Origin of the sequence: Pseudomonas sp. EL_65y_Pfl2_R95 (genome assembly GCF_963971045.1) — a bacterium.
Taxonomy (GTDB): domain Bacteria; phylum Pseudomonadota; class Gammaproteobacteria; order Pseudomonadales; family Pseudomonadaceae; genus Aquipseudomonas.
In genome coordinates, this window is the sequence record NZ_CAXAOV010000001.1 from 240,133 (window position 1) to 266,466 (window position 26,334).

Genomic DNA, 26,334 nt, shown 5'->3' on the forward strand with positions numbered 1-26,334 from the left:
GCCCGCATTGGGTCGCTTGCTGGAGCAGCACGTCAAATTTGTCCAATCTGATAAGAAAGCCACGAAACAAATGCCGTGGTTCAGAGCAGAACTTTACTCTTTGTGGACGTTGCAATCGGTTGCTCGGCTTGAGCCAGTCATATTCGGCTGACCTGCTGCTTATTGTTGGAGTCCGAAAATGCTGCAGGCACGCGTCGCGTGTTGCAGGTTCACTGCGCCGGCCGGCACTTGGCCCGCGAGCAGTGCTTTAACTTGGCGCACAGTATCCATCGCCTGATGCTGACTCGCCTCAGGGGTCAGCCCACCAATATGGGGCGTTGCGATCACCCGCGGATGCGACGCTAATCCGCTGCTTGGCATTTGATCGAGCGCACGGCCGACATCCAGCGCACAACCGGCGATGAGTTTATGGTCCAAGGCTTCGAGCAAATCGCGCTCGTCAACCAACTCACCTCGAGAAGCGTTGATAAAGAATGCGTCGCGCCGCATCGCCTGAAAAACCTCGCGCCTGAACAGGTTCTGCGTTTGCTCAACGGCCGGTGCCAGGCACACGACGTAGTCGGCAGTTTGAACCAGGTGGTCGAAGGAGACTTGCTCAACACCCGGTTCATCGATTGCAACCATTGGGTCGCTGACCAAGACGCGCATCTGAAGCAAGCGCGCGATTTCAGCAAGTCGCCTGCCAATAAAGCCATAGCCGACAATCCCAAGCGTCGCACCACGGAGCTCGCGCCCCATGACAATTTTCGGCGCCTTGCCTTGCCAGTAATCTGCCGCAGCGCAGCTAATGCCTCGCGCCAAGTCGATCATCACGCCGATTACCCATTCGCTAACCGAAGTATCAAACCCAGGTGTCGCGCGGGTTACCAGCACACCATGCTTGTTGGCGGCATTGACATCGATATTGCGGATATCCACTGCAACTCGACAGATTGCCGCCAGTTGAGGAAGGCGCTCGAACAACTCAGCGGGCGCAGCTGCTTCGCGGCCAGCAACGATAATCCGGCAGCCATCTGCGCGCTCGACGAGTTCATCCAGCGATAGCAATGTGGGGGAGTCATTCAGCCTGACGGTGTCCAGCGCCTGTAACTGCTCTAGCGTGTGCTCGGGATAATAATTGGCGCGCACCTCAGGAGCGTGAGTCAGAAAAATATCGGTCATATTTAAATACTCTTATCGTCAGGCGGCTTGGCCACGGAGTTTCGGGACATCAGCGTTGGCTGCAACAGCAGATCGCTTGATCGCACGTTGGACCGTAACCTATGACATTTCGATCAATAGCATTCCCATCGATGTCAGGCTGGGAGTGTAAAACCTAGCGACCAACAGGCCCGGGCAACAGCCGAAAAAAAACCTAAAACTGTGTTCGAAATTAGTTGACCACTACAACTACACCTTTACAGGAAAGCCGGAAAGGACGGGCAGAAGATCGCGGGTCACGCAACCGAGGGATGACCAAAAACTACCAGAAAGACCACGCGGAAATCGTTTGGTCCGATGCAGTCCCTGACCTAAATATCAGTGAAATCACTGGATAGTTTTGCGCGCATTTTGCGCCAGCCCAAAACGAAAAAAGGAACCAAGCCGCTAAGTGCTTGATTCCTTTATGTAATATGGTCGGGACGGAGTGATTCGAACACTCGACCCCTTGCACCCCATGCAAGTGCGCTACCAGGCTGCGCTACGCCCCGACTAGGTGAAATTAGGCTGGTGCCTAACCTCGAAACCTTCGAGAATCATACAATAAGCTCCTGAATTATGGAACCTTTTGCCGTAGATTCTCTAGTGACGAAGTACGTGAAGTACGTCTTCCAGCTCGGTAATAGTCTGCTTAATAAGCTGCTTATACTGAGTGGTATCGTCTTTCGCTTCGTCACCGGATAAACGCTGTCGTGCGCCGCCAATGGTAAACCCTTGGTCATACAGCAAGGCACGAATCTGCCGGATCATCAGCACGTCTTGGCGCTGATAATAGCGGCGATTGCCGCGTCTTTTCACCGGATTGAGTTGTGGAAACTCCTGCTCCCAATACCGCAATACATGCGGCTTGACTGCACAGAGTTCGCTAACCTCGCCGATCGTGAAATACCGTTTGCCTGGTATGACAGGTAATTCGTCGTTATGACTTGGTTCCAACATAAGCCTCAACCCTGGCTTTAAGTTTCTGGCCGGGACGGAAAGTCACTACACGGCGAGCCGTGATAGGAATCTCCTCCCCCGTTTTGGGATTACGACCGGGACGCTGACGCTTATCGCGCAGGTCAAAGTTACCGAAACCTGAAAGCTTGACCTGTTCGTTGAGTTCCAGCGCTTGCCGGATTTCTTCGAAAAACAGTTCAACCAACTCCTTGGCTTCCCGTTTATTCAGGCCTAGCTCATCATACAGACGTTCGGCCATTTCAGCTTTCGTCAGAGCCCCCATACGCTACTTCCTTAACGTGGCGTTGAACCTTTGTTCTAGGGAGGTGAGGATATTCTGTGTCGTGGTACTCACCTCATCGTCATTAAGAGTGCGCGATGGATGCTGCCAGGTCAAGCCAACGGCAAGACTTTTTCTATGCGGATCAATGCCTTTACCGTGATACACGTCAAATAGCTTGAGGTCTGTTAGCCATTCCCCTGCTTTTTCACGGATACCGTCAAGCAACGCAGCGGCCGGAACTTCACGATCAACCACCAAAGCAAAGTCGCGACGCACCTCTGGGAAGCGCGACAGTTCGGCAAATGCAGGCATACGCCCTTGAGTCATTTCACTCAAGACCAGCTCAAACATAAACACGCTTTGATCAAGCCCCAGCTTCTTCGCCAGCTCGGGATGAATAGCCCCCATATAACCGACCAAGTTGCCATCACGCTCAATGCGTGCGGTTTGACCTGGGTGCAGCGCTGGATGCTCACCTGGAACAAAGCTAAATGCATCGGCGGCGCCAGCACTTGCCAGCAGGGCTTCTACATCGGCTTTGATGTCATAGAAATCAACATCATCACGGCCGTGAGCCCAGCCTTCTGGAAGGCGGCGACCGGTAATAACACCCGCCAACATCGCTTCTTGTTTAAGCCCTTCCAGCTGTCCAACAAAGCGTAGACCGCTTTCGAACAAACGCACACGCGCTTGCTGGCGATTGAGGTTGTGCTCAACAGCTTTTATCAAACCCGGCCACAGAGATGAACGCATTGCGGCCATATCAGCAGAAATCGGGTTCGCCAACATCAGAGGCTCAACACCTGGCGTGAAGAGTTCGAACATTTTTGGATCAATGAAGCTGTAGGTAATAGCCTCTTGATAGCCACGGGCAACCAGCAAACGGCGCAACGCTGGCAATTCGACAGCCGCCTCGGCCTTGGTTTGTGGGGCCAGACGCGCTTGCGGATAACGTACCGGCAAGCGGTTATAGCCATACAGGCGGGCCAGTTCTTCGATCAAATCAACTTCAAGGCTGATGTCGAAACGATGACTCGGCACAGCAACTTGCCACTGCCCTGCACCCTCGGCGCTAACGCCGAGGCCCAGACCAGACAACAGTGCGACCACTTCAGCGTCGTCCATTTTCAGGCCGAGCATCTGCTCGATACGCTCGGCACGCAGGATAACCGGTGCAACGTTGGGCAGATCAGCTTGGCTGGCCACTTCAATGATTGGGCCCGGCTCGCCACCAACGATTTCGAGCAGCAGTGCAGTCGCGCGCTCCATCGCCTCGCGCGCCAGCTGCGAGTCAACGCCGCGCTCAAAGCGGTGTGATGAGTCGGTATGCAAGCCATACGAACGGGCTTTACCTGCAATCGCGATGGTGTCGAAGAAAGCCGCTTCAAGGAACAGGTCACGGGTGCCTTCAGCCACACCACTGTGCTCACCGCCCATCACGCCAGCGATAGCCAAGGCGCGCTGATGGTCAGCGATAACCAGCGTATCACTGCGCAAGGTCACTTCCTGACCATCAAGCAGGACCAGCTTTTCGCCCTCTTCTGCCATGCGCACACAAATGCCGCCATTGATCTGATCGAGATCAAAAGCGTGCATTGGCTGACCGAGTTCGATCATCACATAGTTGGTGATATCGACAACGGCGTCGATGCTGCGGATATCCGAACGACGCAAGCGCTCAACCATCCACAGCGGCGTAGGCTTGGACAGATCAACATTGAGCAGTACACGGCCCAAATAACGCGGGCAAGCATTCGGCGCCAATACGTCAACCGGACGCACCTGATCATTCACCGCACTAACTGCTGCGACCTCAGGACGAGTGACTGGCGCGGCATACAACGCACCCACTTCACGGGCCAAGCCGGCGAGCGACAGGCAGTCACCACGGTTAGGCGTGAGGTCGACTTCGATGCTGGCATCGTTAAGGTTCAGGTATTCACGAATATCCTGCCCAACTGGCGCATCAACAGGCAGTTCAAGCAGGCCGTCGTTTTCTTCGCTGATCTGCAACTCGGCGGCCGAACACAGCATGCCGTTCGACTCAACGCCGCGCAGTTTGGCTTTCTTGATATTGAAGTCGCCCGGCAAAACCGCACCAATCATGGCGAACGGAATCTTCAGGCCTGGACGCACATTCGGTGCGCCACAGACGATCTGAAAGGTCTCAGCGCCATTGCTGACCTGACACACGCGCAGCTTGTCCGCATCGGGGTGCTGCTCGGTGCTCAATACTTCACCGACAACAATACCGCTGAACTCGCCTGCTGCAGCGCTAACGCTATCGACTTCCAAACCCGCCATCGACAGGCGAGCGACTAAATCATCACGGCTGACCTGCGGGTTAACCCAGCTGCGCAGCCACTGTTCACTGAATTTCATCCTGCCTTCCTCTTAAATTCGATTAACACCTTGATGACCCACTGAAAAACTACTGCGCTAGGTATTACTGCGTTGAAAAGCTGCTCAGAATGCTCATTTAGGAAAACTAAAGTCGAGCGCGACCCCGGTCGCATCTTCACATCTTTTCGCCTTGTACTCCCGGCGCTCGCTACCTTTTTCAGAGGCCCATACAGCGGAACATCTAGCGGAATTGCGCTAGGAATCGCAGGTCGTTATCGAAGAACAGGCGCAAGTCATTAACGCCGTAACGCAGCATAGCCAGACGCTCAACGCCCATGCCGAACGCAAAGCCGGAGTATTTTTCCGGATCGATGCCGCTCATGCGCAGCACATTCGGGTGAACCATGCCGCAGCCCATCACTTCCAGCCAGCCAGTCTGTTTGCACACGCGACAACCTTTACCGCTGCACATTACGCACTGCATATCGACTTCAGCCGATGGCTCGGTGAATGGGAAGAATGATGGGCGGAAACGCACACCCAGTGGTTTCTCGAAGAACACCCGGAGGAATTCTTCAATGGTGCCTTTAAGGTCGGCAAAGCTAATGCCTTCATCGACCAGGAGCCCTTCAACCTGATGGAACATCGGTGAATGGGTGATATCAGAATCACAGCGATACACACGGCCCGGGCAAACGATACGGATCGGCGGCTGTTGTGACTCCATGGTGCGCACCTGTACCGGCGAGGTGTGAGTGCGCAGCAACATGTTCGCGTTGAAATAGAAGGTGTCGTGCATTGCCCGCGCCGGGTGGTGGCCGGGAATGTTGAGCGCCTCAAAGTTGTGATAGTCGTTCTCGACCTCAGGGCCTTCAGCAATGCCGTAGCCTATCCGAGTGAAGAACTGCTCTACCCGCTCCAAGGTGCGTGTAACCGGGTGCAAACCGCCCGAGGTCTGGCCACGGCCAGGCAAGGTTACGTCTATACGCTCCGCTGCGAGTTTTTCACTCAGCGCTGCGTTTTCGAGAATTTCTTTGCGACTGCTCAGGGCTTCCTGAACACGCTCTTTGGCCGCATTGATCAGAGCACCGGCTTGCGGACGCTCTTCTGCAGACAGGTTGCCCAAGGTTTTCATCACCTGAGTCAACTCGCCCTTTTTGCCCAAATAGTGAACCCGCAGTTGTTCCAGGGCATTCACATCATCGGTGTTGCGCACGGCCTCAAGCGCTTGCGAGACCAGCACATCCAGATTTTCCATTTACAGACTCCAGATACGAAATAGGGGAAGAGCTCAAGCTCTTCCCCTATCGGTGACGTTTCGAACAAGTTCAAGGGCTACTGCGCTTGATCATGCGGTGTTGGAATCCGGCTCGGACGGCTCATTTACAGCTGTAAACTCCGCGTCCTCGCCCTCTTCCGCCTTGCCTGATCTTCGCTCGAAACGACCTTGATCCCGTTCTTGCACCGGGCGAACCCGGTGATTGTCGGGGACTTAAGCCAGTTCGGCTTTCGCTTTCTCGACAATCGCAGCAAACGCCGCTTTTTCGTTCACTGCCAGATCAGCCAATACCTTACGGTCGATCTCGATGGACGCTTTCTTCAGGCCAGCAATGAAACGGCTGTATGACAGACCGTTTACACGTGCGCCAGCGTTGATACGAGCGATCCAAAGGGCACGGAACTGACGCTTCCGCTGACGGCGGTCGCGGTAGGCGTATTGGCCTGCCTTGATCACAGCCTGCTTGGCAACACGGAATACGCGTGAGCGTGCGCCGTAGTAGCCTTTAGCCAGTTTCAGAATTTTTTTGTGACGCTTACGAGCAATTACGCCGCGCTTTACACGAGCCATGAGTTATTTCCTCTACCTAACCGAATTATCGAACGCGCAGCATGCGCGCCACTTTTGCCACGTCAGACGGATGCACCATGGTGCTACCGCGCAGATGACGCTTACGCTTAGTGGACATTTTGGTCAGGATGTGGCTCTTGAAAGCGTGCTTGTGCTTGAAGCCTGAAGCTGTCTTCAGAAAGCGCTTCGCTGCACCGCTCTTGGTTTTCATTTTTGGCATGTTCGGATACTCCGCATTCAGTTAATAAATATAATCGCAAGGCCTGCCGTGCCCTGTTGATTACTTCTTCTTTTTGGGGGCGATGACCATAATAAGCTGGCGTCCTTCCATCTTCGGGTGTTGTTCAACGGTGCCGTATTCAAGCAAGTCACCTTCAACTCGCTTCAACAACTCCATGCCCAACTCCTGATGCGCCATCTCACGACCACGGAATCGTAATGAAACCTTGGCCCTGTCCCCCTCACTAAGGAAACGTACCAGGTTGCGTAGTTTTACCTGGTAATCCCCTTCCTCCGTCCCTGGACGAAACTTGATTTCTTTGATCTGTACTTGTTTCTGGTTCTTCTTCGCCGCTGCTACCTGCTTCTTCTTTTCGAACAGGTGCTTGCCGTAGTCCATGATGCGACATACGGGGGGCAAAGCGTCAGCAGAAATCTCAACCAGATCCAGCTTAGCTTCTTCAGCTATGCGAAGCGCTTCATCAATAGAGACGATGCCAATCTGCTCGCCTTCAGCGCCAATTAACCGAACCTCGCGTGCCGAGATATTCTCATTGATCGGCGCTTTCGGTGCAGCTCGTTTATCTTGTCTCATTTCACGCTTAATAGTGATTACTCCAAATCTTGGCGACCACGCCGGGAAACCGCTTGCGTAACGAAATCAGCGAATTGGGATAGGGGCATTGAGCCCAGATCAGCACCTTCACGGGTACGCACAGCGACAGTTTGCGTTTCAACTTCCCGATCTCCAATAACCAAGAGATAGGGAACCTTGAGCAAAGTATGCTCGCGGATTTTAAAGCCTATTTTTTCATTTCTCAAGTCAGACTTGGCACGAAAGCCGCTTTGATTGAGAGTTTTTTCCACTTCAAGGGCAAAATCGGCCTGTTTATCGGTGATATTCATCACCACAGCCTGAACTGGAGCAAGCCACGCTGGAAATGCACCGGCATATTGCTCGATCAGCATTCCGACGAAACGCTCAAACGAGCCCAAAATTGCACGGTGCAACATCACTGGACGACGACGACTGTTGTCTTCAGCGATATAGCTCGCATCCAAACGCTCAGGCAAGTTCGGATCGTACTGCAAAGTACCGCACTGCCAGCTACGACCGAGGCAGTCTTTAAGGGTGAACTCGATCTTCGGACCGTAGAAAGCACCCTCGCCTGGCAGGTATTCCCACTCAAGACCGGATTCATTCAAGGCATCAGCCAATGCGGCCTCAGCGCGATCCCACAACTCTTCAGCGCCTACACGCTTAGCAGGGCGCGTCGACAGCTTCATGGCGACATCGGTAAAACCGAAGTCGGCATAAACCTGCAGGGTCAGCTTGATGAAGTCGGCGGCTTCCTGCTTAACCTGTTCTTCGGTGCAGAAAATGTGTGCGTCGTCTTGGGTAAAGCCACGCACCCGCATGATGCCATGCAGCGCACCCGACGGCTCGTTACGGTGGCAGGCACCAAACTCAGCCAGACGCAGCGGTAGGTCGCGGTAGGACTTCAAGCCCTGATTGAACACCTGCACGTGGCACGGGCAGTTCATCGGCTTGATCGCGTAGTCGCGGCTCTCCGACATGGTAGTGAACATATTCTCGGCGTAGTTGGTCCAGTGCCCGGACTTCTCCCACAGAATACGGTCAACAACCTGCGGCGTTTTGATCTCTTGGTAGCCGTGCTCACGCTGCACTTGGCGCATGTACTGCTCGATCACCTGATACAGGGTCCAGCCATTGGCATGCCAAAACACCATGCCTGGCGCTTCTTCTTGCAGGTGGAACAGATCAAGCTGCTTACCGATGCGGCGGTGATCACGCTTTTCAGCTTCTTCAATACGCTGAATATAAGCAGCCAGCTGCTTTTTATCGGCCCAAGCGGTGCCGTAAACGCGCTGCAACTGCTCGTTCTTAGCATCGCCACGCCAATAAGCGCCGGACAACTTGGTCAGCTTAAAGGCTTTAAGGAAGCGTGTGTTCGGCACGTGCGGGCCACGGCACATGTCGACGTATTCTTCATGGAAGTACAGACCCATCGCCTGCTCATCTGGCATTTCTTCAACCAGACGCAGCTTGTAGTCTTCACCACGGGACTTAAACAAGTCGATGACTTCAGCGCGCGGCGTGACCTTTTTGATCACGTCGTAATCTTTTTCGATCAGCTGCTGCATGCGCTTTTCAATCGCTACAACATCTTCCGGCGTGAAAGGACGCGGCGAGGCAATATCGTAGTAAAAACCGTCATCGATGACCGGACCGATCACCATCTTGGCTTCTGGGAACAACTGCTTGACCGCATGGCCAATCAAATGCGCGCAAGAGTGGCGGATAATCTCGACGCCTTCCTGATCTTTCGGCGTGATGATCTGCAGGGTTGCATCGTGATCAATCAGATCACACGCATCAACCAACTTGCCGTCTACCTTACCGGCAACGGTGGCCTTCGCCAGACCCGCACCAATAGATTGCGCCACCTCAAGTACGGATACCGGGTGATCGAATGGACGTTGACTGCCGTCGGGAAGAGTAATGATGGGCATGGCGCCTCCTCTCCTAGTGGTGACCTCTACCAAAGGCCACGTGGGTTGGGATGAGCCAGTAAGCGATTCGGCGGAATACCTGCCTTACTATGGCAGCAGCATAAAGCCGACCTGACCGAACCGCAGTCACTGGAGGTTTAAATTATGAAAACAACGCAAAAACGCAGCACAAAAAACGGCCGCCTAGGCGACCATTTATAACAATTCTTTTATAGGCATACTCAGAGCAACGACCCGCAAAACAGCCGGACAAAAACCGCAAAGCAAACCTAAGCAATTGAAATAGAAGGAAAAATTCAGTTATCTGATTTCAATCAAGGCAGCACTATAGCACATATAAATCAACAACTTAGGCCAGTTTTTAGATTCACTGCCCTGCAGAGGTGTCACACCAGACAGGTACGCCATGCCGTACCCAGTTTGCGATGCGCGAGCCTACTTTGAACCAGCAGGAGTTAAACATGGACGTGATGACCTACAAAAATTACGTAGCGCATACAAAGTACAGCGCAGACGACGTATTCGTTGGCCACATCGCCGCTATGGGTGATGTAGTGGGGTTTCATGGCGAATCTGCTGAGGAGTTGCGCGCAGTCGTCGAAGAGGCGGTGAGCGACCACCTCGACAATGGCTAGTCGATGCTCCAAGCCGAGGGGCGCACGCGTATGGATAACGCATGATTTGGTCAGGCCAGATTAGGCGTGTTTCTCAAGATTCGATGGCGTCACCGGTTTAACGGGTACAACAGTCAACTCAACACCGACAGCTTGCATCAGACGCATTAAGGTGGTGAGACGTGTATTTGCCCCTCCTTTAAAAGCCTTATACAAAGACTCCCGATTGACGCCTGCATCCTCCGCCACCTTGTTGACACCAAGCGCTTTCACCACCTCAGCAAGTGCTCTCATTGTGACCTGAGGATCGTTAGCCTTCATCGACTCAGCAAGAAATGCACTTATGGTTTCTGGTGAATCCAGAAAACGAGATGCATCGAACCGAGTCGTCTTGCTCAGGTCTAGCTCGAGTATTGGCATATCATCATGACTACAAGTACCGCTCATGGTCGCTTACCTCTCAGAGCATCGAGAATTTCTTTAGCCCGCCTAATACCACGCCGTTGATCAGCTTTATCGCTCCCGTAAAGCATGAGGTAACTAGTGATCGCTGAGCGCACGTAGTAGATCCGATAGCCGGGACCTACAAAAACACGCATTTCACTGACGCCATGCCCGACGGGCTCGGTGTCACCAAAATTTCCTTCCTCTGCTCGCTGTATGCGAGCAGCTATTGCTGCTCGTCCCTGACAATTCTTCAGGCTCAGAAGCCAGCCATCAAAATCTGACGTAGTGTTAATCGTCAACATGAATCAAGTGTAGCCAACTAGCTACACTATGTCACTCACAGCGAGCAACCCAAAAGAGCAAGACCAACACTTTGCCGCGGGGATAAGCACAGGCTTCGGCATCTCATGGGCCAGAGCAAAGCGCGGGACGAATCGGGGCGTATGACAGCATCAAAGACAAGCGGGAGCGCCCCACTTATCGTGAAATCAGGGCTTTAGGTGCTTGGCTTTACGAAAAACAAGGCCACCCGCAGGAGTACATTCAGGCTTTGATGGGTCATGCGGACGTGAAAATGACCGAGCATTATCAAGCGGGGCACGATCAGAAAGGAGTGGAATACTTGCGAGTTGGGGCGGATCTGAAGCTATGAGAAGCCACTTCGTTTTTCCAAAATATTTCCAAAGTTTTTCCAAACAAAAAAGGCGATCTTTTCAGATCGCCTTCTAAGCCCCGTGCAGAGCGGGTTTGTTTGGTAGGCACGATTGGATTCGAACCAACGACCCCCACCATGTCAAGGTGGTGCTCTAACCAACTGAGCTACGTGCCTGCAATGGGTGCGCATTCTACGTCCGAGCGCAAAACTGTCAATAGTTTTTTCGCTAAGCGACTGAATAAAAGCATTTTTTAGCCACTTCAGGGCGCTTCAAGATTTGTTAAAGACCACTAGCGGGGCATTTTCAACTCGGGTAGCATCTGGTTATTCGTAAAAAATAAACAACAGAGGTTGCAAAATGGCGCACACGGAATATCCACAATCCTATTACGCGGCATCCGCGAACCCCGTCCCTGCCCGCCCTGAACTCAATGGCGATGTCGAAACCGATGTGTGCATCGTCGGCGCTGGCTACACAGGGCTATCAACTGCAATCTCACTGCTCGAAAACGGTTTCAAGGTGTGCATCGTTGAAGCCGCCAAGGTGGGCTTTGGCGCATCGGGGCGCAACGGCGGTCAGATCGTCAATAGCTATAGCCGCGACATCGACGTCATCGAGCGCACCGTCGGCCCCAAGCAAGCCCAACTGCTCGGCCAGATGGCATTCGAGGGCGGGCGCATCATTCGTGAGCGTGTGGCCAAGTACAATATTCAGTGCGACCTTAAAGATGGCGGCGTCTTCGCAGCCAATACCAGCAAACACATGGCCCACCTTGAATCACAAAAGAAGCTGTGGGAGCGCTATGGCCACACTCAGCTTGAACTGATGGATGCCAAGCGCATCCGCGAAGTGGTTGCCACAGACAACTATGTGGGCGGCATGCTCGACATGAGTGGCGGCCACATCCACCCGCTGAACCTGGCATTGGGTGAAGCGGCAGCAGTTGAGTCATTGGGCGGCGTGATTTATGAGCAATCCCCCGCCACCCGCATTGAGCGCGGTGCCAACCCGGTGGTACACACACCAAAAGGCCGAGTTAAGGCTAAGTTTGTGGTGGTTGCTGGTAACGCCTACTTAGGCGACTTGATGCCGGAGTTGAGCGCTAAATCGATGCCATGTGGCACCCAGGTGATTACCACTGAGCCACTGTCAGACGAGATGGCCAAAAGCATTCTGCCGCAAGACTACTGCGTGGAAGACTGCAACTATCTGCTCGACTACTATCGCCTGACAGGCGACAAGCGTCTGGTATTTGGCGGCGGCGTGGTTTACGGCGCGCGTGATCCGGCGAATATCGAGTCGATCATCCGCCCGAACATGATCAAAACCTTCCCGCAGCTTAAAGACGTGAAGATCGACTACGCCTGGACTGGTAATTTCCTGCTGACCCTCTCGCGCTTGCCCCAAGTCGGTCGCATTGGCGACAACATCTACTACTCGCAAGGTTGCAGCGGTCACGGCGTTACCTACACCCACCTCGCCGGTCGTGTGCTGGGTGAGGCACTACGCGGTCAAGCGGAGCGCTTTGATGCCTTTGCCGGACTGCCGCATTACCCGTTCCCAGGCGGACGCTTGATGCGCGTACCGTTCACCGCAATGGGCGCTTGGTATTACAGCCTGCGTGACAAGTTCGGCTTCTAAGCGCTGGCACGTTCGACACCATTAAAAACGGCGCCCTTTGGCGCCGTTTTTTTATGGTGCAACGCACTACTGCGTGACAGAGCAAGCCGGCAGCACTGAACACTGCCCGCTCGCGTGCACGGCGACCTGCAACGGTGAACCAAAACGCTCATCCTTGGGCGCTAGCTGTTTTGCACATGCTTGCGCCTGAGCAGCCTGCTGCTCACAACCACGTTCTGCCAAGACTTGCGACAAATTGAACCAGCCGGCGGCAAAGTCGGGTTTGTTCTGCACACTCTTGCGCAAATCAGCCTCGGCGCCTGCTGCGTCGCCACTGGCATGTCGACTGTTGGCCATGGCAAACCAAGCCAACGACTCATTCGGCCACTGTCGCGTCGCGGTGCGGTAGGCACTTTGCGCGGCATGCTTGCGGCCAGTTTCTTCGAGGTCGCTCGCCGCTTTAAGCCAAGTTTGCAGCTCAGCTTTTGCCGGCAACTTGTTCGGCGGCATCGTCACCACCGCCCAACGCTTGGCACGTGCCCAGCTTTCATCGAAACCAGCGAAGTCAGTGACCCAGCGGCGCGTGGTGCCCGAACGCAAGATCAGCGTTTTCGCTCGCGTGTCAAAACCGACAACCACCGCAAAATGCCACTGCGGATACCAGTCAAAGGCTTGATTCTGCAGCACCAGCACCGGGTTGCCCGCGGCGACTTCGGTCAGTACGGCCTCAAGCTTGGGCTGCAACGGATAGACCAGCATGTCATGCGCACGCGCAGCGGCGACCATTTCGATCTGCAAGCTGCCTTCACGCCCGGGGATATAGACCTGATCTTTAAGCACCCCAGGACTCGTCGCCACGCCCCGCTGTGTCAGCATGGTCGACAACGCGGCCGGGCCGCACTGGTACTGGGTCTGTGGGAAAAACGGCACATCAATCAGTTCAACCCGCTCAGGCAACTGCGCAGTCTCTGGCGATAACACCGGAGACTGCGCACACGCTGACAGCAGAACTGTGAGTACTAACGGAAGGAAAAAGCGGCTACTTATCGATTTATGCATTTCACAAAACTGAAGATGTCGGTAGCGCAGAGCATATCGGTAACGATGAAGATCACAAAGAACAACACGATAATACCGATCACACCGCTGCCTGCAGGCGCTTGATCCAATTGCTGATTGAACTGGGCAAGCTCGGCATTGGTCAGGGTGTTGATACGCTGCTCAACCGTGCTGCGATCAACCCCAAGGTTGTGCAATTTGTCTTGCACGCCCTGCTCGTCCAACATACTCAACAACTGCTGGCGATCGACCTGGTGTTGTTGGTCCGCGAGCACCTCTGAAGTACCAATCATCGACGCATTTGCCAGCGGCACCTGGGCGATCATCAACACATGAAAAACCGCTAACATTGCTGCCAGTCGACGAAATACGGGGCTTTTGCTCATGACGCTTACCTCTTGATTTATTTCACCTTATGACCCAAGCAGGGGCAAAGGGTTCATCGGCAATACGTCTTTGTAGCCCTGGGTTATTTGCAATATGAAACGCGCGCTGGACTTGATCTGCATAACAATCACCCATGCGCCGCTATCAGCAAGCAGCGCCACTGAAATGACCCTAGCGGGCCGTTTTCTCATTCATAAGCTGGCTCGCGACCTCACTGAGCTGCTCAAGCAGCGATTGCTGAGCCCTTGAGGACTCCTCGCCTACACGGCGCAAGAGATACAGCCCGACCATCAAGTTCGGCTCTAAAACACGTATTTGAGCGCCGCCCATGGCAGCCACTCTGGCCGTTAACGGATCAACCAAGGCCATACCCTGCCCCGCCGTAACCAAGGCCCCTGCCAGTTGATAGGTTTGCACCCGGGTACTGATTTGCGCAGCGGGTTGCAGCGCCCGTAAATGCTCGCCGATCAAGCCGCCCAAGGCATCGCGGGTGTCTAATCCAATCAGCGTAGCGCCGGCCAGATCCTGCAAGTAAATTGGCTCGCGGCACTGCTCTTCGGTCCAACTGCCTGCCGGGGCAATCAACTGCATAAAACCCTGCGCCAGCAGCTCGCATTGCAAGCCGGGGTGCTCGACCAACTGCAAGGTCAGGCCAATATCCGCCTCACGCAGTAACACACGTTGAATCATCTCGGCAGAATGTTGGGTCGCCAGCTCACAAGTGACATTTCCATGCTTCTTGCGCCACTGGCTGATTGCCAAGGGCAAAAGCTGCTGAGCTAACGCCGGAGTAGAGACCAAACGCAGCGTATCTTCAGCCCCGCGTTTGAGATTGCTGGCCAAGCGCCGCAGGCTTTGTAGATCAGCCGACAAACTTTCGGTCTTGTTACGCAGAATTCTCGCTTCAGGCGTGGGCTCCAATTTACCGCGAACACGATTAAATAAATTAAAGCCCAACTGCTGCTCGGCATGCTTAAGTGCCTTGCTGGCAGCCGGCTGGGAAATATTCAACAAGTCGGCCGCCGCCGTGACGCTGCCAGTTTGCAAAATGGCCTGAAACACTTCGATATGACGCAAGTGCATGCTGTTCTCCTGAGACGAGTGAACAGCATAGCCTTTGGTTATGACCTGCCTGCAATCTTTCATTGGTTGCAGGGCCATGCATTTACTTAACCTGATGGTCAAATGGTTATGAGGTGGGTGCATGCGAGTTGCGGTGATTGGAGCAGGTGTCATTGGCTTAACAACGGCCTATGCCCTCATACGCCAAGGTCATGAAGTCGACCTTATTGAACGGCGGGACGAAGTCGGGTTGGAAACCAGCTTCGCCAATGGCGGTCAGCTGAGTTATCGCTATGTGTCCCCGCTTGCCGACGCCGGCGTACCACTTGAAGCACTGAGCTGGATGCTGCGCAGTGATGCCCCGCTGCGCTTCAAACCGCAATTGAATCTCCATCAGTGGCGCTGGTGCCTGCAGTTTCTGGCGGCATGCAGACGCTCAGTCAATCAACGCAATACCGCGCACTTGCTGCGCTTGGCGCTGCACAGCCAAAAAGTACTGCACACCTGGCGCGAACAGGACCTGCTCGATGACTTTGCTTGGCGCTCAAACGGCAAACTGGTGGTTTACCGCGAGAACAGCAGTTGGGAAAAAGCCCGTAAAACCCCGGAAGACGCTAACCGCCGACTGCTCAGCTCCGAGCAATGCCTGGCTATTGAACCCGCGCTTGCAGGCATTGCCAATGAGCTACGCGGAGGCGTTTATGCACCGGGAGACGAGGTCGGTGACTGCTATCACTTCTGCCAGCAACTGCTTGAACGGTTACGCAGTAATCCCAGATTTCAGTTGCATGCGAATTACGATGTTAAAGGCTTGCGTGTCAGCAACGGCAGCGTGCAGGCCCTGCAACTAAATACAGGTGATGAACACCAGGTCGATCACCTTGTCATCGCGGCAGGCGTCCACAGCCTGAGGCTGCTCAAGCCGCTGGGTATCGATGTTCCGTTGTACCCGCTCAAAGGCTACAGCCTCAGTTTGCAGCTTGATAAAGACGCACCCGCTGCGCAGCCGGCGGTGCCTGAAACCAATGTCACCGACTACGACAACAAAGTGGTGTACGCGCGTTTAGACGATCAGCTGCGCGTTGCGGCCATGGTCGATGTCGGTGGCTGGGACAGCAGTTTGGATAGCAAGCGCATCAGCCAACTGCGCAACTTGGCAGCCCTTAGTTTTCCGCACGCTGGCAATTTCGCGACTGCAACCGCGTGGGCTGGATTACGCCCTGCCACGCCAGAAGGCACGCCTTGGCTTGGCGCAAGCAACATCAAAAATCTGTGGCTGAACCTTGGTCACGGCAGCCTGGGCTTCACGCTGGCCTGTGGTAGCGCTGATGTGCTGGCGCAACTGCTTGACGGCTCGCCAGCCCCAATCAGCCTGGACGGGCTCTCACACCACTAACTACTGAATCACATTAAACGGGAGATTTATGACTATCCAACGCACGCAAACCAGTGATCGCCTATCTGGCGCTGTAACCTTTGGCGACTTAGTGTTTCTATCGGGTCAGGTCCCCACTGATCGCTCACTGGATGTGGCCGGACAAACCCTTGAGGTGCTGGCCAAAATTGACAGCTTATTGGCTGACGCAGGCTCCAATCGCAGCCAGTTGCTCAGCGCGCAAATATGGTTAAAAGACATCGAACAGGATTTTGCGGCGATGAACCAAGCGTGGATTAAGTGGCTACCGGAAGGTTGCGCACCGGCGCGGGCAACAGTCGAGGCGCGCTTGGCATCAAGCGATGTATTGGTTGAGATAATGGTCATTGCGGCACGCACACACTGAGCACGCACTTCAGTGAGGGATTACCCCGCACATATGGATTCAGACGCCCTTAACCCTTGAAAACCGAGTACTAAACAACACTGTCAACACACTTAAAACCAGAGGACATACCGATGAAAAATAACAAATCCCGGTTACTTGTCAGCGCGTTAGCCGGCCTGTTTATGGCCACACCAACCCTTGCAGCAGAACGTTATGTAACTATCGGCACAGGTGGTCAGACGGGGGTCTACTACACCGGCGGCCAGTCAATTTGCCGGTTTCTCAACCGAGCAGAGGTTGAGCCCGCAATAAAGTGCAACGCCACCTCAACAGCAGGCAGCGTGAGCAATATCGTAGCATTGAACGGGGGTGAATATGATTTCGGGTTTATCCAATCAGATCACCAGTACAAGGCCCAAAAAGGCCTCGCACCTTTCGAGAAATTAGGCCCGCAAACCAAGCTGCGCGCGCTCTTTTCCTTGCAAAGCGAAATCTTGACTGTGGTTGCCCGTAAAGACAGTGGCATCAACACTGTCGAAGAACTCAAAGGCAAGCGGGTAAACATTGGCGTACCGGGTTCAGGCAGCCGCGACACTGTCGACGAGGTTATGGCTGCTGAAGGCTGGACCAATGCCAGCTTTGCCCTCGCGGCAGAACTCAAGCCTGCTGAAATGGCGGCAGCGCTTGGTGACAATAATCTGGATGCCATCACCTATGTAGTGGGCCACCCAAGCGGCGCAATCCAAGAAGCCTTGGTCAATGTCGATGCACAGCTCATTCCGGTCACCGGGCCTGCAATCGACAAGCTGCTGAGCAAAACGCCCTACTTCACCAAGGAAAGCATTCCAGCCGGCATTTACCCTGGTGTCGACAAACCCGTTCCATCGATCGGGGGCAAAGCGGTGCTAGCCAGCATGTCCACCACCGATCCTGAACTGGTGTATCAACTGGTCAAATCGGTGTTCGATAATCTGGACCGCTTCAAACGCCTGCACCCCGCGTTTAAAGATCTAAAGGCAGAAGACATGATCAAAGTCGGCCTTACCGCCCCACTGCATGAAGGCGCCGTGCGTTACTACAAAGAACAAGGCTGGATGTAGCATCCACCCGAAACAAGGCCCAAGCGACTGTCACTGACCGCCGCTTGGGCCTTATTCACACCAGTGTCATCGTCCTCAAACTGTGAGCCCGAAGAGCCTGAGCACCCGGCAGCTGGTTAATCATTTAACGCTTGATCACTGCGCATCACTACTTCTGGGCGATTAGCATTTGTACGACCCGCCAATTCGAGCCTCTGCTCGACGTCTTTCAAGTCCTGACGTGCCTGACTGGATCCCAATCTCTGCGCCTCAAGAAACCAGCTGTGGGCATATTCGAGAGCTGCAACGCTATTGGAACCGTCAACGGCGCTAGCTAAATGGCATTTACCCACCGCGACTGCAATATCTGCCGTCACCTGGCTGTCATCCAGTTGATTAGTGGCACAGGCATCATTGGGTTCAGCGTTCGCTGTAGCGACTACAAGAAGGGCCGTAGCGGCCATAAATTGCTTGATCACGGGGATTACCTCGATAAAGTGCTGCATATGGTTTCATAATAGAACCTGTCGAAATTCAAAATAGGTGCTATCATGAAACCTGTCAACAGCTTTTTGCTGGCCGCCATTAAGCGTCCACACCTCCAGGAGCCATTTACAGTGGAAAGAGTTAGCTTCGCGGGTTGCAATTGTTCTATCGCGCGCTCAGTCGACGTGCTGGGTGACTGGTGGAACCTACTGATTCTTCGCGAGTTATTCTGGGGCGCGACTAAGTTCGATGAGTTTCAGCGCAACCTGGAAATATCCAAGGGCATTCTGTCTAAGCGACTCAAAATGCTTCAGGACCACGATATATTGGTAAAAACCAGCGTAGGCACGGGAACCGAATATTCCTTGACCAATAAAGGGCGCTCACTCCATGTGATCATTATTGCCATGATGCAATGGGGTGATAAATGGAACCCGTTACCAGACGGCCCGCCCGTAGAGCTGATAAATATAAAAACCGGGGCCGCGATCGCTCCAGTCAACTTGACGGACATCAACGGCGAGTCGCTTGAGCCGCGAGACTTAGGGCTACTGCCCGGCCCTGGCAGCGACACTGCGATTCGAGACCGATTGGACAACCTCTCGAGAAAGCGTAAAGAGAGGATCGCTAAAAACGCCTAGCTACATGTAGCTCCAGCTTTTGGTGCACTTGCTTGTCTGGCACATAGTGCACTCTAACAAGCCCGTGGGTTGACTCACTCCGGCAGGCCGTAATAAGCCAAGAACATATCCACGGTCGCCTCCACCACCTGCTTCTGCTCAGCCACGCTCAGCGCTGGCTCGCCCATTGTCAACTGGGGCCAAAAAGCGCACCCCTTGACCAGCCCTTGGAGTTGCTGAGCAGCGAACACTGGATCGACTGGTTTTAGACGACCATCAGCAAGTGCTGCGCGGAGCCAGACCGTAACCCCCTCTTCCTTGTCACCCAAACGCATCATCATATCGCGACCGCGTTCCGGTGACAGAACGGTCTCGGAGACCAGAACCCGAGCCAAATCGAGGAAACAGGCATCGTTGAGCATGCGCATTTTCTGCCACGTCAGCTCCAACAATTGCTCGCGCAGAGGTCGGTCTGGCTGATAAAGCAGATCAACCTCGGCGGCGCGACGCCAAAGCACGGTAAGGATCTCGCTGAACAGAGCGTCCTTACTCGGAAAATGGTTGTACACCGTTCGCTTAGACACACCCGCCGAGGCGGCAAGCCGGTCCATGCTGGTGGCGCCGAAGCCGTGCTGACGAAACTCGTCTATCGCAGCCAGAACAATGGCCTCGTGTTTCCGGTCAGTCAGGCGTTTGGGGACTGTCATATGGCGCTCCAGGGGGATTCCATAATTTTACACTGCCAAGTTTACTTCTCCAAAAATAAAAACTACACTGATCAGTGTAATTCGTCGTGCAGCCCTATGCATCGACGCACGCTCATTCCCCTTTGACCGGTAGCCCTATGACCTCCTGCTTGTTCGCCTCCAGACCTCGCACTGTCACCTACCCTGACTCCGCTCAGTCAGTTGGCGACCGCTTTCAAAACAAGGCCCCTACTGCGCCAACAGGTGTGATCAAGACGCTGGGTATTCTCTGGAATTTTATCTTTCGCAAATCTGCCGATAGCGTCCCCTCTACTCCCGTGCCGGTCTTGAACCTGACTCGCACTCAGCTCGAAGCTGCGCCAGACCGCAGCCTGTTTCGCTTAGGCCACTCGACCTTGCTGCTGAAAATCCAAGTCGGTTACTGGCTGACTGATCCCGTGTTCTCTGAACGCGCCTCGCCTGTGCAATGGGCCGGGCCGCGGCGTTTCCATGCCACCCCAATTACCATTGACGAGTTACCGGCCATTACCGGCGTGATCCTCTCCCATAACCACTTCGACCACCTGGACAAGGCCAGCATTCTCGCCCTTGCGGCCAAAACCGACTACTTCGTTACCCCGCTTGGCGTCGGCGATACCCTGATCGACTGGGGCGTTGATGCGGCCAAGGTTCATCAGCGGGATTGGTGGGAGGGTGTCTCCCTCGGCGGTCTAAATTTGGTGGCAACACCCTCGCAACATTTCTCCGGCCGAGGTCTGTTCGATGGCAATAAAACCTTGTGGGCATCCTGGGTCATCATCGCCGAGGATTTGCGCATCTTTTTCAGTGGTGACACCGGATATTTCGAGGGTTTCAAGGACATTGGCCAGCGCTTCGGGCCCTTTGACCTTACCCTGATGGAAACTGGCGCATACAACAGCCAATGGCCAGCAGTGCACATGCTTCCGGAGCAGACATTACAAGCCCATATCGACCTGGGTGGCCGCTGGCTGCTACCCGTGCATAACGGCACCTTCGACCTTGCGTTGCACGCCTGGTACGAGCCTTTCGATCGGATCAGTGCCTTGGCTGAAGCCGCCAATATTTCGCTAACCACGCCACGCATGGGCGAGCAAGTGGATATGACGCGCTTGCAAACCGGCACCCGCTGGTGGCGCGCCCTTGATGAATGAGCGCTAGGCAGACAGGCCACAGTATTGGTATTGCGCTGAACTGAATGTGGATCTGACGGCTAATCAACGCTCACCACCGCGATCAACCGATCGCTTAAATGCCTGAGGGGACTTGCTCAAGTGGTTACGACACCCGCAACGTCACCTACCCAACCGTCCAGAGTTGATCGATGCGTGTGGTATAGCCTGGGCTCATCAGGTCGCGACGCATTGCCCATTCAGGCGCCGCCGGTACACCGCCGGGGCGCACCGTACCCTTGCCCCACTTGGCGTTGATCGAGTCGAGCACCTGCATCACCTTTTCTGCAGCTGCGGGTTGCGCGAGGGCAAACATATCGTCCGTGAATTCACCACGCTGGTGCAGGTCGAGCAGCAACACTTCGGCCTTGCTGTAGGCATAGCCTGCTTTGAAAGCCTGCCCCAGTCCAGCGGCTACAGCTTTGGTTATTTGCCGCGTGTCGTCGGTTGGATACGGCAGTTCACAGATGATGCCCCGGGCAAATTTCGGCTCATCAGGATTGAACATGCCGGTGCGTATGCTCACCCGAACCTTTTTACACAGTGAGCCTTGAGCCCTTAATTTTTCGCTGGCGCGCGCGGCATAGGTCGCAACGGCTTCACGAATGGGTTCAATATCATGCAAGCGCCTGCCGAACATCCGTGAGCAGCAAATCGCTTGCTTGGCCGGCACCTCCTGCTCCAGTTCAAGACAGGGCGTGCCGCGCAACTCTCGCGCCGTTTTCTCGACCACCACACTGAACTGCTTACGCAGCGTCCAGGCATCGGCGTGAGCCAAATCCCAAGCGGTGCGAATACTCATGTCATTCAAGTGTTTCGTCAGCCGTCGACCCACACCCCAAACTTCACTGACATCTATAATCCTGAGCAGCTTGTCACGCCGAACAGGATCACGAATATCGACCACCCCACCGGTTTGACGCTGCCATTTTTTGGCGGCGTGATTAGCCAGCTTTGCCAGCGTCTTGGTGCCCGCAATACCCACCCCGGTCGGGATGCCCGTTGAGCGCAGCACCTGCGCGCGTATCTCCCGCCCCAGGGCTTCGACTCGACCATCAGCGATACCGCTCAGATCAGCAAAAGCCTCATCAATGGAATACACCTCCAGCGCCGGAACCAGCGACTCGATAACCGTCATTACCCGCTGGCTCATGTCGCCATACAAGGCGTAGTTACTGCTGAACGCGACGATGCCGTGCTGGCGTAGTTTGTTTTTGATTTGAAAGTACGGCTCGCCCATCTTGATAAAGGGCTTGGCATCCGCTGAACGCGCGATCACACAGCCATCGTTGTTCGACAGCACCACTATGGGTGTGCGCAGCAAATCTGGCCTGAATACCCGCTCGCAACTTGCATAAAAGCTGTTGCAATCGATCAAGGCGAATATGGGGTCAGCCATGTTGATCAAGGCTGCGTACGCAATAACGCACCACCCCCCAGATGAGCAGTTCATCGCCCTCTAAAATGTAGCGCGGCGAATACACCGGGTTTTCCGAGAACAAGACGATCTGCTTACCACAGGAACCTAAACGCTTAACCATCGGCTCAGCGTTTACGGCCGCGATGACGATATCACCGGGCCGGGCTTCCTTCGAGCGATCAACAATCAGCAGATCCCCGCTGTAAATGCCAATCCCGTTCATGCTGTCGCCGCTGGTTCGCGCCAAGTACATATGCGGCGCACCCAAGCCCAAAAGCTCATCGAGGGAAATCTCTTGCTCAAGATGATCACTGGCCGGGCTTGGAAAGCCCGCCGGAATCTTGAAGGAGAAATATGGAAGCTGCGCGCTTGATGGCGAAAGCGGCGCAATGCGCGTAAGCGTCATAACAAAACCCGATATACTGTGTATTCGTACAGTATATCGATATCTGAATGCCGACAACGACATTTCACACAGCAGCAGACTAATGGCATTAACAGCTCATTAACGAGCTTGATGCCCCTCGCGGCGTTCTTTACTCGCAGGCATTTGAAATGCACGGCGTTGCTCGATAGAGTCGCACCCCGATTCGGCCAAAGGTGGTGGTCGGTCCGACTGGAAAGGGGGCGGTAGATGACATTATCCAAGCGTCTGGAGCGTGTGGCTACACATGTGCCAACGGGCGCGCGCCTGGCTGATATCGGCTCGGATCACGGCTATCTGCCGGTCGCATTGGTGCAACGCGGCGCCATCGCAGCAGCGGTTGCCGGTGAGCTGGCATTGACGCCGTTGCGCTCAGCCGAACGCAACGTGCGCGACAACGGTCTCGAGCAATGGATCACTGTGCGTCTGGCCAATGGGCTGGCGGCGATCCAGCCAGCAGATGGAATCACTGCAATCAGTATCTGCGGCATGGGCGGTGAAACCATCCGCGACATCCTTGAAAACGGCAAGCCGCACTTAAGCGGCCATGAGCGACTGATCCTGCAACCCAACCGTGGCGAACAACCGCTGCGCCAATGGTTGATGGAAAATGACTACCGCATCCTTAGCGAGGACGTGCTGCGGGAAAATCGCTTCGACTACGAAATCATCACTGCCGAACGCAGCGGACCGGTGACGTACAGCGCCGAGGAGTTGTACTTCGGTCCACTTCTGATGCCCGCACGCTGCCCGGCTTTTCTAGCCAAGTGGCAGCGCATGCTGCTCCAGAAGCGGCGGACGTTAAGCCGCTTTAGCCAAGCGCAGCAGGCCGTACCCGAGGACAAGTTGCAGGAAGTCATTCAACACATCAGTTGGATTGAAAAGCTGCTGGGTTAGATCCAATTGAAAACGTCGACAAACAATCACCCACCCTGATTGTTCAAGTGCAGCCAAGGTATGGCCAACTGGACACCCAGCCAGCTCAGTCACCGTCATCGCTGTTCGTCGCGTCGTTCAGTCAACAAAATATAACGCTGGGTGAATTCAGCGGCAGTCATTGGCCGCCCATACAGGTAGCCTTGGCCCTCGTCGCAGGCATAGTGGCGCATCAATTGTTCCTGCTCGCGGGTTTCGATGCCCTCAGCGGTGACTTGGAGGTTAAAACCAGCGGCCAGAGTGGAAACGGCCTCGATTATCACTTCGTCTTTCTTGCTGCGTTCTACACCGCTGACGAATGAACGATCAATTTTCAACCGGCTTACCGGGTAATCTTTAAGCAGACTCAGGGAAGCGAACCCGGTACCAAAGTCATCGAATGCAATGCCGACCCCCAATGAGCGCAGGTGCTGCAGCGGCTGCATGATGCGTTGTTCATTGCGCAGTATGATGTTTTCGGTAATTTCCAACTCTAGCGCAGCACCCGGTAAGCCGAAGTCATTCAGTGCACTTTCAACCACCTCGGCAAAATCGGGGATGCGAAACTGGGCCGCGAATAAGTTGACCCCGATCCTAAACGTTTCACAGCCTGCACGGCGCCATTCTGCTGCTTGCTGGCAGGCTTGGCGCAATATCCATTCCCCTGCCGGTACGGCAAGAAGGCCTACCTCAAGCACAGATAAAAAGGCCGCCGGCGCCAGTACGCCCAAGCTCGGATGGTTCCAGCGGATAAGCGCTTCAGCGCCAGAAATGCTGCCATCGATCAGGCGTACTTGGGGTTGATAATAAAGCTCGAATTCCTGGTTTTCCCAAGCCCTGCGAATTGATGAGCTCATGGCTCCTTTCTTTGTTGCTTTCTGACGCAGCTCAGGGGTAAAGACGCGAACCAGATTGCGGCCGTCGGCCTTGGCCTGGTAAAGGGCCAGATCAGCATTGCCTATCATCTGGTCTACGTCTGAGCTGGCGCCTGAGCGTACCGAAATGCCGACACTGGCGCCGATATGAATGGGACTGTCTTCAAATTCGATTGGCGCCTCGACAACACGAATGAGCGACAAACCTAGCTCAATCGCCTCCTGGGACTTTGCAGTCCCAGTCATAAAAACCACAAACTCATCACCGCCCAACCGAGCGACCATATGCTGCTCGGGCACGCACCTGCGAAGTCGATCTGCTGTCACCTTAAGAACAAAGTCACCGGCGTAGTGACCTAAGGTATCGTTGACATCCTTGAACCCGTCCAAGTCGACCAACAAGACTGCAGCTGACAACTGCGCATCACAAGCCGCCTGGATCTGTTGCTTCAGACTTGATCGGTTGGCCAACCCAGTCAGGTGATCATATTCAGCCGCATGCTTAAGTTGCTTAACGGCCTCCACGCGTTGGGTGGTATCGCGAATGATACCGCCGAACTGCGGCTCGCCAGCGTCCATCCAGTGAGAAAGGGAAAGCTCGATGGGGAACTCATAGCCATCGCGGTGCACTGCCGTCAGGTTTACCGATGTTCCGAGTATGCGTCCCGCTCCACCGGAGGCAACACGGGTCAGCCCCCCGTGGTGCATAGCACGCATCTTGTGGGGAATAATAATATCGAGTGATTGGCCGATGGCTTCTGCTGCGAGATAGCCAAACATCGCCTCCGCGGCTGTATTCCAGGCGGTGATGGTGTTTTTACTGCTTGCGCAAATTATTGCATCTGGCGACGTCGACGTGATGTCGGTAAAGCGGCGACGGCTCTCTAGGTTGCCACGCTCTATGCGGCGCAACTCCATGCGTTCGACAACCATTTTAGCCAGATCTTGCAGAACCCTGCGATCACGCGCTGAAAACAGGCTTCGGGGTTTATCATCGACCAAGCACAAGGTACCAAGCGCATGCCCGCTGGCCGTGAAAAGCGGCGCGCCTGCGTAACTGCGAATATTGGGATAACCACTGACCAAGGTGTTGGTCTTGAAACGCTCGTCCTGCGTTGCGTCGGCCACGAAAAAAACGTCCGTGCCCATAATGGCGTGAGTACAGAACGACACAGCCCGACAGGTTTCCGCGATTTCCAACCCAACACGCGCCTTGAAAAACTGCCGGTCACGATGGACCAAGGACACCAATACAATAGGCGCATCAAAAATCCGCGCAGCCATCTGTACAAGGTGGTCGTACTCAAGCTCGGGTGAACTGTCCATCAGTGCAAAAGCGTCTAGAACTTCGATCCGCTCGTCATCATTATCGGGCACCGGATAATTGCGCATCTAATTTTCCCTGAGGCAAGCTCTCGATCTAGGACAGTAACGCTGTAAATCGTTGTACTGCACCTACCCCCTTACCAATACGCCCTCGCCGCTTAGATTGCGACATTTCGCCAAGCAGCGTCTCGGCACTCGTGGCAGCGGGCTGCGGGTCGCAGCCATTTTGCCACTGCTGCCGGCAGTCGCTTAAAGCGTATCGGCCTCGCTATATAAAAGTTAAATATGAGCAGTTTGAGACGGAGCAATAAGGGTT

27 protein-coding genes, 2 tRNA genes and 1 pseudogene are annotated in these 26,334 nt (G+C 54.6%); 9 read left to right on the forward strand and 21 right to left on the reverse strand.

What is annotated here, in order from left to right:
* Positions 1–159 precede the first annotated feature (159 nt).
* Complete coding sequence (locus tag AACY09_RS01120; protein ID WP_339485568.1) at positions 160–1,161, reverse strand: NAD(P)-dependent oxidoreductase; 1,002 nt, start codon at positions 1,159–1,161, stop codon at positions 160–162.
* Positions 1,162–1,383: 222 nt separating this feature from the next.
* On the opposite strand from AACY09_RS01120, the pseudogene AACY09_RS01125 reads away from it, so the two are divergent.
* Positions 1,384–1,538 (forward strand): annotated as a pseudogene (locus AACY09_RS01125) (integrase); the annotation flags it as partial.
* Positions 1,539–1,614: 76 nt separating this feature from the next.
* Here the strand turns inward: AACY09_RS01125 and AACY09_RS01130 are convergent.
* The 9 genes from AACY09_RS01130 to thrS form a co-directional block, all read right to left on the reverse strand.
* A tRNA-Pro gene (locus AACY09_RS01130) sits at positions 1,615–1,691 on the reverse strand.
* Between the two features lie 91 nt (positions 1,692–1,782).
* Positions 1,783–2,139 (reverse strand): MerR family transcriptional regulator, encoded by a 357-nt coding sequence (locus AACY09_RS01135; RefSeq protein ID WP_087517316.1) that lies wholly within the window; start codon positions 2,137–2,139, stop codon positions 1,783–1,785.
* Complete coding sequence (gene ihfA, locus AACY09_RS01140) at positions 2,120–2,422, reverse strand: integration host factor subunit alpha (RefSeq protein WP_339485569.1); 303 nt, start codon at positions 2,420–2,422, stop codon at positions 2,120–2,122. The genes AACY09_RS01135 and ihfA overlap by 20 nt, the downstream gene beginning before the upstream one ends.
* Positions 2,423–2,425: 3 nt before the next feature.
* Positions 2,426–4,804, reverse strand: coding sequence for a phenylalanine--tRNA ligase subunit beta (gene pheT / locus AACY09_RS01145; protein WP_339485570.1), 2,379 nt, complete (start codon positions 4,802–4,804; stop codon positions 2,426–2,428).
* A gap of 202 nt (positions 4,805–5,006) precedes the next feature.
* Positions 5,007–6,023, reverse strand: a complete 1,017-nt coding sequence (gene pheS / locus AACY09_RS01150) for a phenylalanine--tRNA ligase subunit alpha (RefSeq protein WP_339485571.1) — start codon at positions 6,021–6,023, stop codon at positions 5,007–5,009.
* 234 nt (positions 6,024–6,257) lie between these two features.
* Entirely contained in the window at positions 6,258–6,614 is a 357-nt protein-coding gene (gene rplT, locus AACY09_RS01155; protein ID WP_010489095.1) for a 50S ribosomal protein L20, read from the reverse strand.
* Between the two features lie 25 nt (positions 6,615–6,639).
* Complete coding sequence (gene rpmI, locus AACY09_RS01160) at positions 6,640–6,834, reverse strand: 50S ribosomal protein L35 (RefSeq protein WP_087517320.1); 195 nt, start codon at positions 6,832–6,834, stop codon at positions 6,640–6,642.
* A gap of 60 nt (positions 6,835–6,894) precedes the next feature.
* Complete coding sequence (gene infC / locus AACY09_RS01165; RefSeq protein ID WP_177408727.1) at positions 6,895–7,446, reverse strand: translation initiation factor IF-3; 552 nt, start codon at positions 7,444–7,446, stop codon at positions 6,895–6,897.
* On the reverse strand, positions 7,446–9,368 hold the full coding sequence (gene thrS, locus AACY09_RS01170; RefSeq protein WP_339485572.1) for a threonine--tRNA ligase: 1,923 nt from the start codon (positions 9,366–9,368) through the stop codon (positions 7,446–7,448). Before thrS ends, infC begins: the two co-directional genes overlap by 1 nt.
* Before the next feature lie 461 nt (positions 9,369–9,829).
* Between thrS and AACY09_RS01175 the strand changes: the two genes are divergently transcribed.
* Entirely contained in the window at positions 9,830–10,003 is a 174-nt protein-coding gene (locus AACY09_RS01175) for a type II toxin-antitoxin system HicB family antitoxin (protein WP_339485573.1), read from the forward strand.
* Between the two features lie 60 nt (positions 10,004–10,063).
* On the opposite strand, the gene AACY09_RS01180 is transcribed toward AACY09_RS01175, so the two are convergent.
* From AACY09_RS01180 to AACY09_RS01190, 3 genes are all read right to left on the reverse strand, one after another.
* Positions 10,064–10,429, reverse strand: a complete 366-nt coding sequence (locus tag AACY09_RS01180; protein WP_339485575.1) for an addiction module antidote protein — start codon at positions 10,427–10,429, stop codon at positions 10,064–10,066.
* The gene (locus AACY09_RS01185; protein ID WP_339485577.1) at positions 10,426–10,731 is read right to left on the reverse strand and encodes a type II toxin-antitoxin system RelE/ParE family toxin; all 306 of its coding nucleotides are present in this window, start codon (positions 10,729–10,731) and stop codon (positions 10,426–10,428) included. Before AACY09_RS01185 ends, AACY09_RS01180 begins: the two co-directional genes overlap by 4 nt.
* A 450-nt stretch (positions 10,732–11,181) precedes the next feature.
* A tRNA-Val gene (locus AACY09_RS01190) sits at positions 11,182–11,258 on the reverse strand.
* Positions 11,259–11,442: 184 nt separating this feature from the next.
* On the opposite strand from AACY09_RS01190, the gene AACY09_RS01195 reads away from it, so the two are divergent.
* On the forward strand, positions 11,443–12,726 hold the full coding sequence (locus AACY09_RS01195; RefSeq protein ID WP_339485578.1) for an NAD(P)/FAD-dependent oxidoreductase: 1,284 nt from the start codon (positions 11,443–11,445) through the stop codon (positions 12,724–12,726).
* A gap of 66 nt (positions 12,727–12,792) precedes the next feature.
* Here the strand turns inward: AACY09_RS01195 and AACY09_RS01200 are convergent, their stop codons facing one another.
* From AACY09_RS01200 to AACY09_RS01210, 3 genes are all read right to left on the reverse strand, one after another.
* A complete protein-coding gene (locus AACY09_RS01200) occupies positions 12,793–13,764 on the reverse strand; it encodes a PA2778 family cysteine peptidase (RefSeq protein ID WP_445323755.1) in 972 nt (323 codons plus the stop codon).
* Complete coding sequence (locus AACY09_RS01205) at positions 13,749–14,150, reverse strand: PA2779 family protein (protein ID WP_339485580.1); 402 nt, start codon at positions 14,148–14,150, stop codon at positions 13,749–13,751. Before AACY09_RS01205 ends, AACY09_RS01200 begins: the two co-directional genes overlap by 16 nt.
* Positions 14,151–14,322: 172 nt before the next feature.
* Positions 14,323–15,234, reverse strand: a complete 912-nt coding sequence (locus tag AACY09_RS01210; RefSeq protein WP_339485581.1) for a LysR family transcriptional regulator — start codon at positions 15,232–15,234, stop codon at positions 14,323–14,325.
* 121 nt (positions 15,235–15,355) lie between these two features.
* On the opposite strand from AACY09_RS01210, the gene AACY09_RS01215 reads away from it, so the two are divergent.
* From AACY09_RS01215 to AACY09_RS01225, 3 genes are all read left to right on the forward strand, one after another.
* Positions 15,356–16,609: a D-amino acid dehydrogenase gene (locus AACY09_RS01215; protein ID WP_339485582.1), complete on the forward strand. Its 1,254-nt coding sequence runs from the start codon at positions 15,356–15,358 to the stop codon at positions 16,607–16,609.
* Positions 16,610–16,637: 28 nt separating this feature from the next.
* Positions 16,638–16,994, forward strand: coding sequence for a RidA family protein (locus AACY09_RS01220; protein WP_339485583.1), 357 nt, complete (start codon positions 16,638–16,640; stop codon positions 16,992–16,994).
* Between the two features lie 113 nt (positions 16,995–17,107).
* Entirely contained in the window at positions 17,108–18,076 is a 969-nt protein-coding gene (locus AACY09_RS01225; protein ID WP_339485584.1) for a TAXI family TRAP transporter solute-binding subunit, read from the forward strand.
* A gap of 116 nt (positions 18,077–18,192) precedes the next feature.
* On the opposite strand, the gene AACY09_RS01230 is transcribed toward AACY09_RS01225, so the two are convergent.
* Positions 18,193–18,561, reverse strand: coding sequence for a hypothetical protein (locus AACY09_RS01230; RefSeq protein WP_339485585.1), 369 nt, complete (start codon positions 18,559–18,561; stop codon positions 18,193–18,195).
* Between the two features lie 45 nt (positions 18,562–18,606).
* On the opposite strand from AACY09_RS01230, the gene AACY09_RS01235 reads away from it, so the two are divergent.
* Positions 18,607–19,182, forward strand: coding sequence for a winged helix-turn-helix transcriptional regulator (locus AACY09_RS01235; protein WP_339485586.1), 576 nt, complete (start codon positions 18,607–18,609; stop codon positions 19,180–19,182).
* 74 nt (positions 19,183–19,256) lie between these two features.
* Here AACY09_RS01235 and AACY09_RS01240 read toward each other — a convergent pair whose 3' ends face one another.
* The gene (locus AACY09_RS01240; protein ID WP_339485587.1) at positions 19,257–19,868 is read right to left on the reverse strand and encodes a TetR/AcrR family transcriptional regulator; all 612 of its coding nucleotides are present in this window, start codon (positions 19,866–19,868) and stop codon (positions 19,257–19,259) included.
* A gap of 137 nt (positions 19,869–20,005) precedes the next feature.
* On the opposite strand from AACY09_RS01240, the gene AACY09_RS01245 reads away from it, so the two are divergent.
* Positions 20,006–21,040, forward strand: a complete 1,035-nt coding sequence (locus AACY09_RS01245) for an MBL fold metallo-hydrolase (RefSeq protein ID WP_339485588.1) — start codon at positions 20,006–20,008, stop codon at positions 21,038–21,040.
* Positions 21,041–21,185: 145 nt separating this feature from the next.
* Here AACY09_RS01245 and umuC read toward each other — a convergent pair whose 3' ends face one another.
* Both umuC and AACY09_RS01255 read right to left on the reverse strand, forming a co-directional pair.
* Positions 21,186–22,457 carry a translesion error-prone DNA polymerase V subunit UmuC gene (umuC, locus tag AACY09_RS01250; protein ID WP_339485589.1) on the reverse strand — a complete coding sequence of 424 codons (1,272 nt, stop codon included), beginning with the start codon at positions 22,455–22,457 and terminating at the stop codon, positions 21,186–21,188.
* Positions 22,450–22,884 (reverse strand): LexA family protein, encoded by a 435-nt coding sequence (locus AACY09_RS01255; RefSeq protein WP_339485590.1) that lies wholly within the window; start codon positions 22,882–22,884, stop codon positions 22,450–22,452. Before AACY09_RS01255 ends, umuC begins: the two co-directional genes overlap by 8 nt.
* Positions 22,885–23,112: 228 nt before the next feature.
* On the opposite strand from AACY09_RS01255, the gene AACY09_RS01260 reads away from it, so the two are divergent.
* Positions 23,113–23,799, forward strand: a complete 687-nt coding sequence (locus AACY09_RS01260; RefSeq protein ID WP_339485591.1) for a tRNA (adenine(22)-N(1))-methyltransferase — start codon at positions 23,113–23,115, stop codon at positions 23,797–23,799.
* A gap of 95 nt (positions 23,800–23,894) precedes the next feature.
* Here AACY09_RS01260 and AACY09_RS01265 read toward each other — a convergent pair whose 3' ends face one another.
* The gene (locus tag AACY09_RS01265; protein ID WP_339485592.1) at positions 23,895–26,084 is read right to left on the reverse strand and encodes a putative bifunctional diguanylate cyclase/phosphodiesterase; all 2,190 of its coding nucleotides are present in this window, start codon (positions 26,082–26,084) and stop codon (positions 23,895–23,897) included.
* Between the last annotated feature and the right edge of the window lie 250 nt (positions 26,085–26,334).

Coding starts and splice junctions, on each gene's coding strand:
- AACY09_RS01180 (WP_339485575.1), bottom strand. CDS start 10,429: ATGAGCGGTACTTGTAGTCATGATGATATGCCAATACTCGAGCTAGAC.
- AACY09_RS01120 (WP_339485568.1), bottom strand. CDS start 1,161: ATGACCGATATTTTTCTGACTCACGCTCCTGAGGTGCGCGCCAATTAT.
- thrS (WP_339485572.1), bottom strand. CDS start 9,368: ATGCCCATCATTACTCTTCCCGACGGCAGTCAACGTCCATTCGATCAC.
- AACY09_RS01235 (WP_339485586.1), top strand. CDS start 18,607: ATGAAACCTGTCAACAGCTTTTTGCTGGCCGCCATTAAGCGTCCACAC.
- rplT (WP_010489095.1), bottom strand. CDS start 6,614: ATGGCTCGTGTAAAGCGCGGCGTAATTGCTCGTAAGCGTCACAAAAAA.
- AACY09_RS01265 (WP_339485592.1), bottom strand. CDS start 26,084: ATGCGCAATTATCCGGTGCCCGATAATGATGACGAGCGGATCGAAGTT.
- pheS (WP_339485571.1), bottom strand. CDS start 6,023: ATGGAAAATCTGGATGTGCTGGTCTCGCAAGCGCTTGAGGCCGTGCGC.
- pheT (WP_339485570.1), bottom strand. CDS start 4,804: ATGAAATTCAGTGAACAGTGGCTGCGCAGCTGGGTTAACCCGCAGGTC.
- ihfA (WP_339485569.1), bottom strand. CDS start 2,422: ATGGGGGCTCTGACGAAAGCTGAAATGGCCGAACGTCTGTATGATGAG.
- AACY09_RS01245 (WP_339485588.1), top strand. CDS start 20,006: ATGACCTCCTGCTTGTTCGCCTCCAGACCTCGCACTGTCACCTACCCT.
- AACY09_RS01220 (WP_339485583.1), top strand. CDS start 16,638: ATGACTATCCAACGCACGCAAACCAGTGATCGCCTATCTGGCGCTGTA.
- AACY09_RS01255 (WP_339485590.1), bottom strand. CDS start 22,884: ATGACGCTTACGCGCATTGCGCCGCTTTCGCCATCAAGCGCGCAGCTT.
- AACY09_RS01135 (WP_087517316.1), bottom strand. CDS start 2,139: ATGTTGGAACCAAGTCATAACGACGAATTACCTGTCATACCAGGCAAA.
- AACY09_RS01240 (WP_339485587.1), bottom strand. CDS start 19,868: ATGACAGTCCCCAAACGCCTGACTGACCGGAAACACGAGGCCATTGTT.
- rpmI (WP_087517320.1), bottom strand. CDS start 6,834: ATGCCAAAAATGAAAACCAAGAGCGGTGCAGCGAAGCGCTTTCTGAAG.
- AACY09_RS01215 (WP_339485582.1), top strand. CDS start 15,356: ATGCGAGTTGCGGTGATTGGAGCAGGTGTCATTGGCTTAACAACGGCC.
- AACY09_RS01230 (WP_339485585.1), bottom strand. CDS start 18,561: ATGCAGCACTTTATCGAGGTAATCCCCGTGATCAAGCAATTTATGGCC.
- AACY09_RS01260 (WP_339485591.1), top strand. CDS start 23,113: ATGACATTATCCAAGCGTCTGGAGCGTGTGGCTACACATGTGCCAACG.
- umuC (WP_339485589.1), bottom strand. CDS start 22,457: ATGGCTGACCCCATATTCGCCTTGATCGATTGCAACAGCTTTTATGCA.
- AACY09_RS01205 (WP_339485580.1), bottom strand. CDS start 14,150: ATGAGCAAAAGCCCCGTATTTCGTCGACTGGCAGCAATGTTAGCGGTT.
- AACY09_RS01175 (WP_339485573.1), top strand. CDS start 9,830: ATGGACGTGATGACCTACAAAAATTACGTAGCGCATACAAAGTACAGC.
- AACY09_RS01185 (WP_339485577.1), bottom strand. CDS start 10,731: ATGTTGACGATTAACACTACGTCAGATTTTGATGGCTGGCTTCTGAGC.
- AACY09_RS01210 (WP_339485581.1), bottom strand. CDS start 15,234: ATGCACTTGCGTCATATCGAAGTGTTTCAGGCCATTTTGCAAACTGGC.
- AACY09_RS01225 (WP_339485584.1), top strand. CDS start 17,108: ATGAAAAATAACAAATCCCGGTTACTTGTCAGCGCGTTAGCCGGCCTG.
- AACY09_RS01200 (WP_445323755.1), bottom strand. CDS start 13,764: ATGCATAAATCGATAAGTAGCCGCTTTTTCCTTCCGTTAGTACTCACA.
- AACY09_RS01195 (WP_339485578.1), top strand. CDS start 11,443: ATGGCGCACACGGAATATCCACAATCCTATTACGCGGCATCCGCGAAC.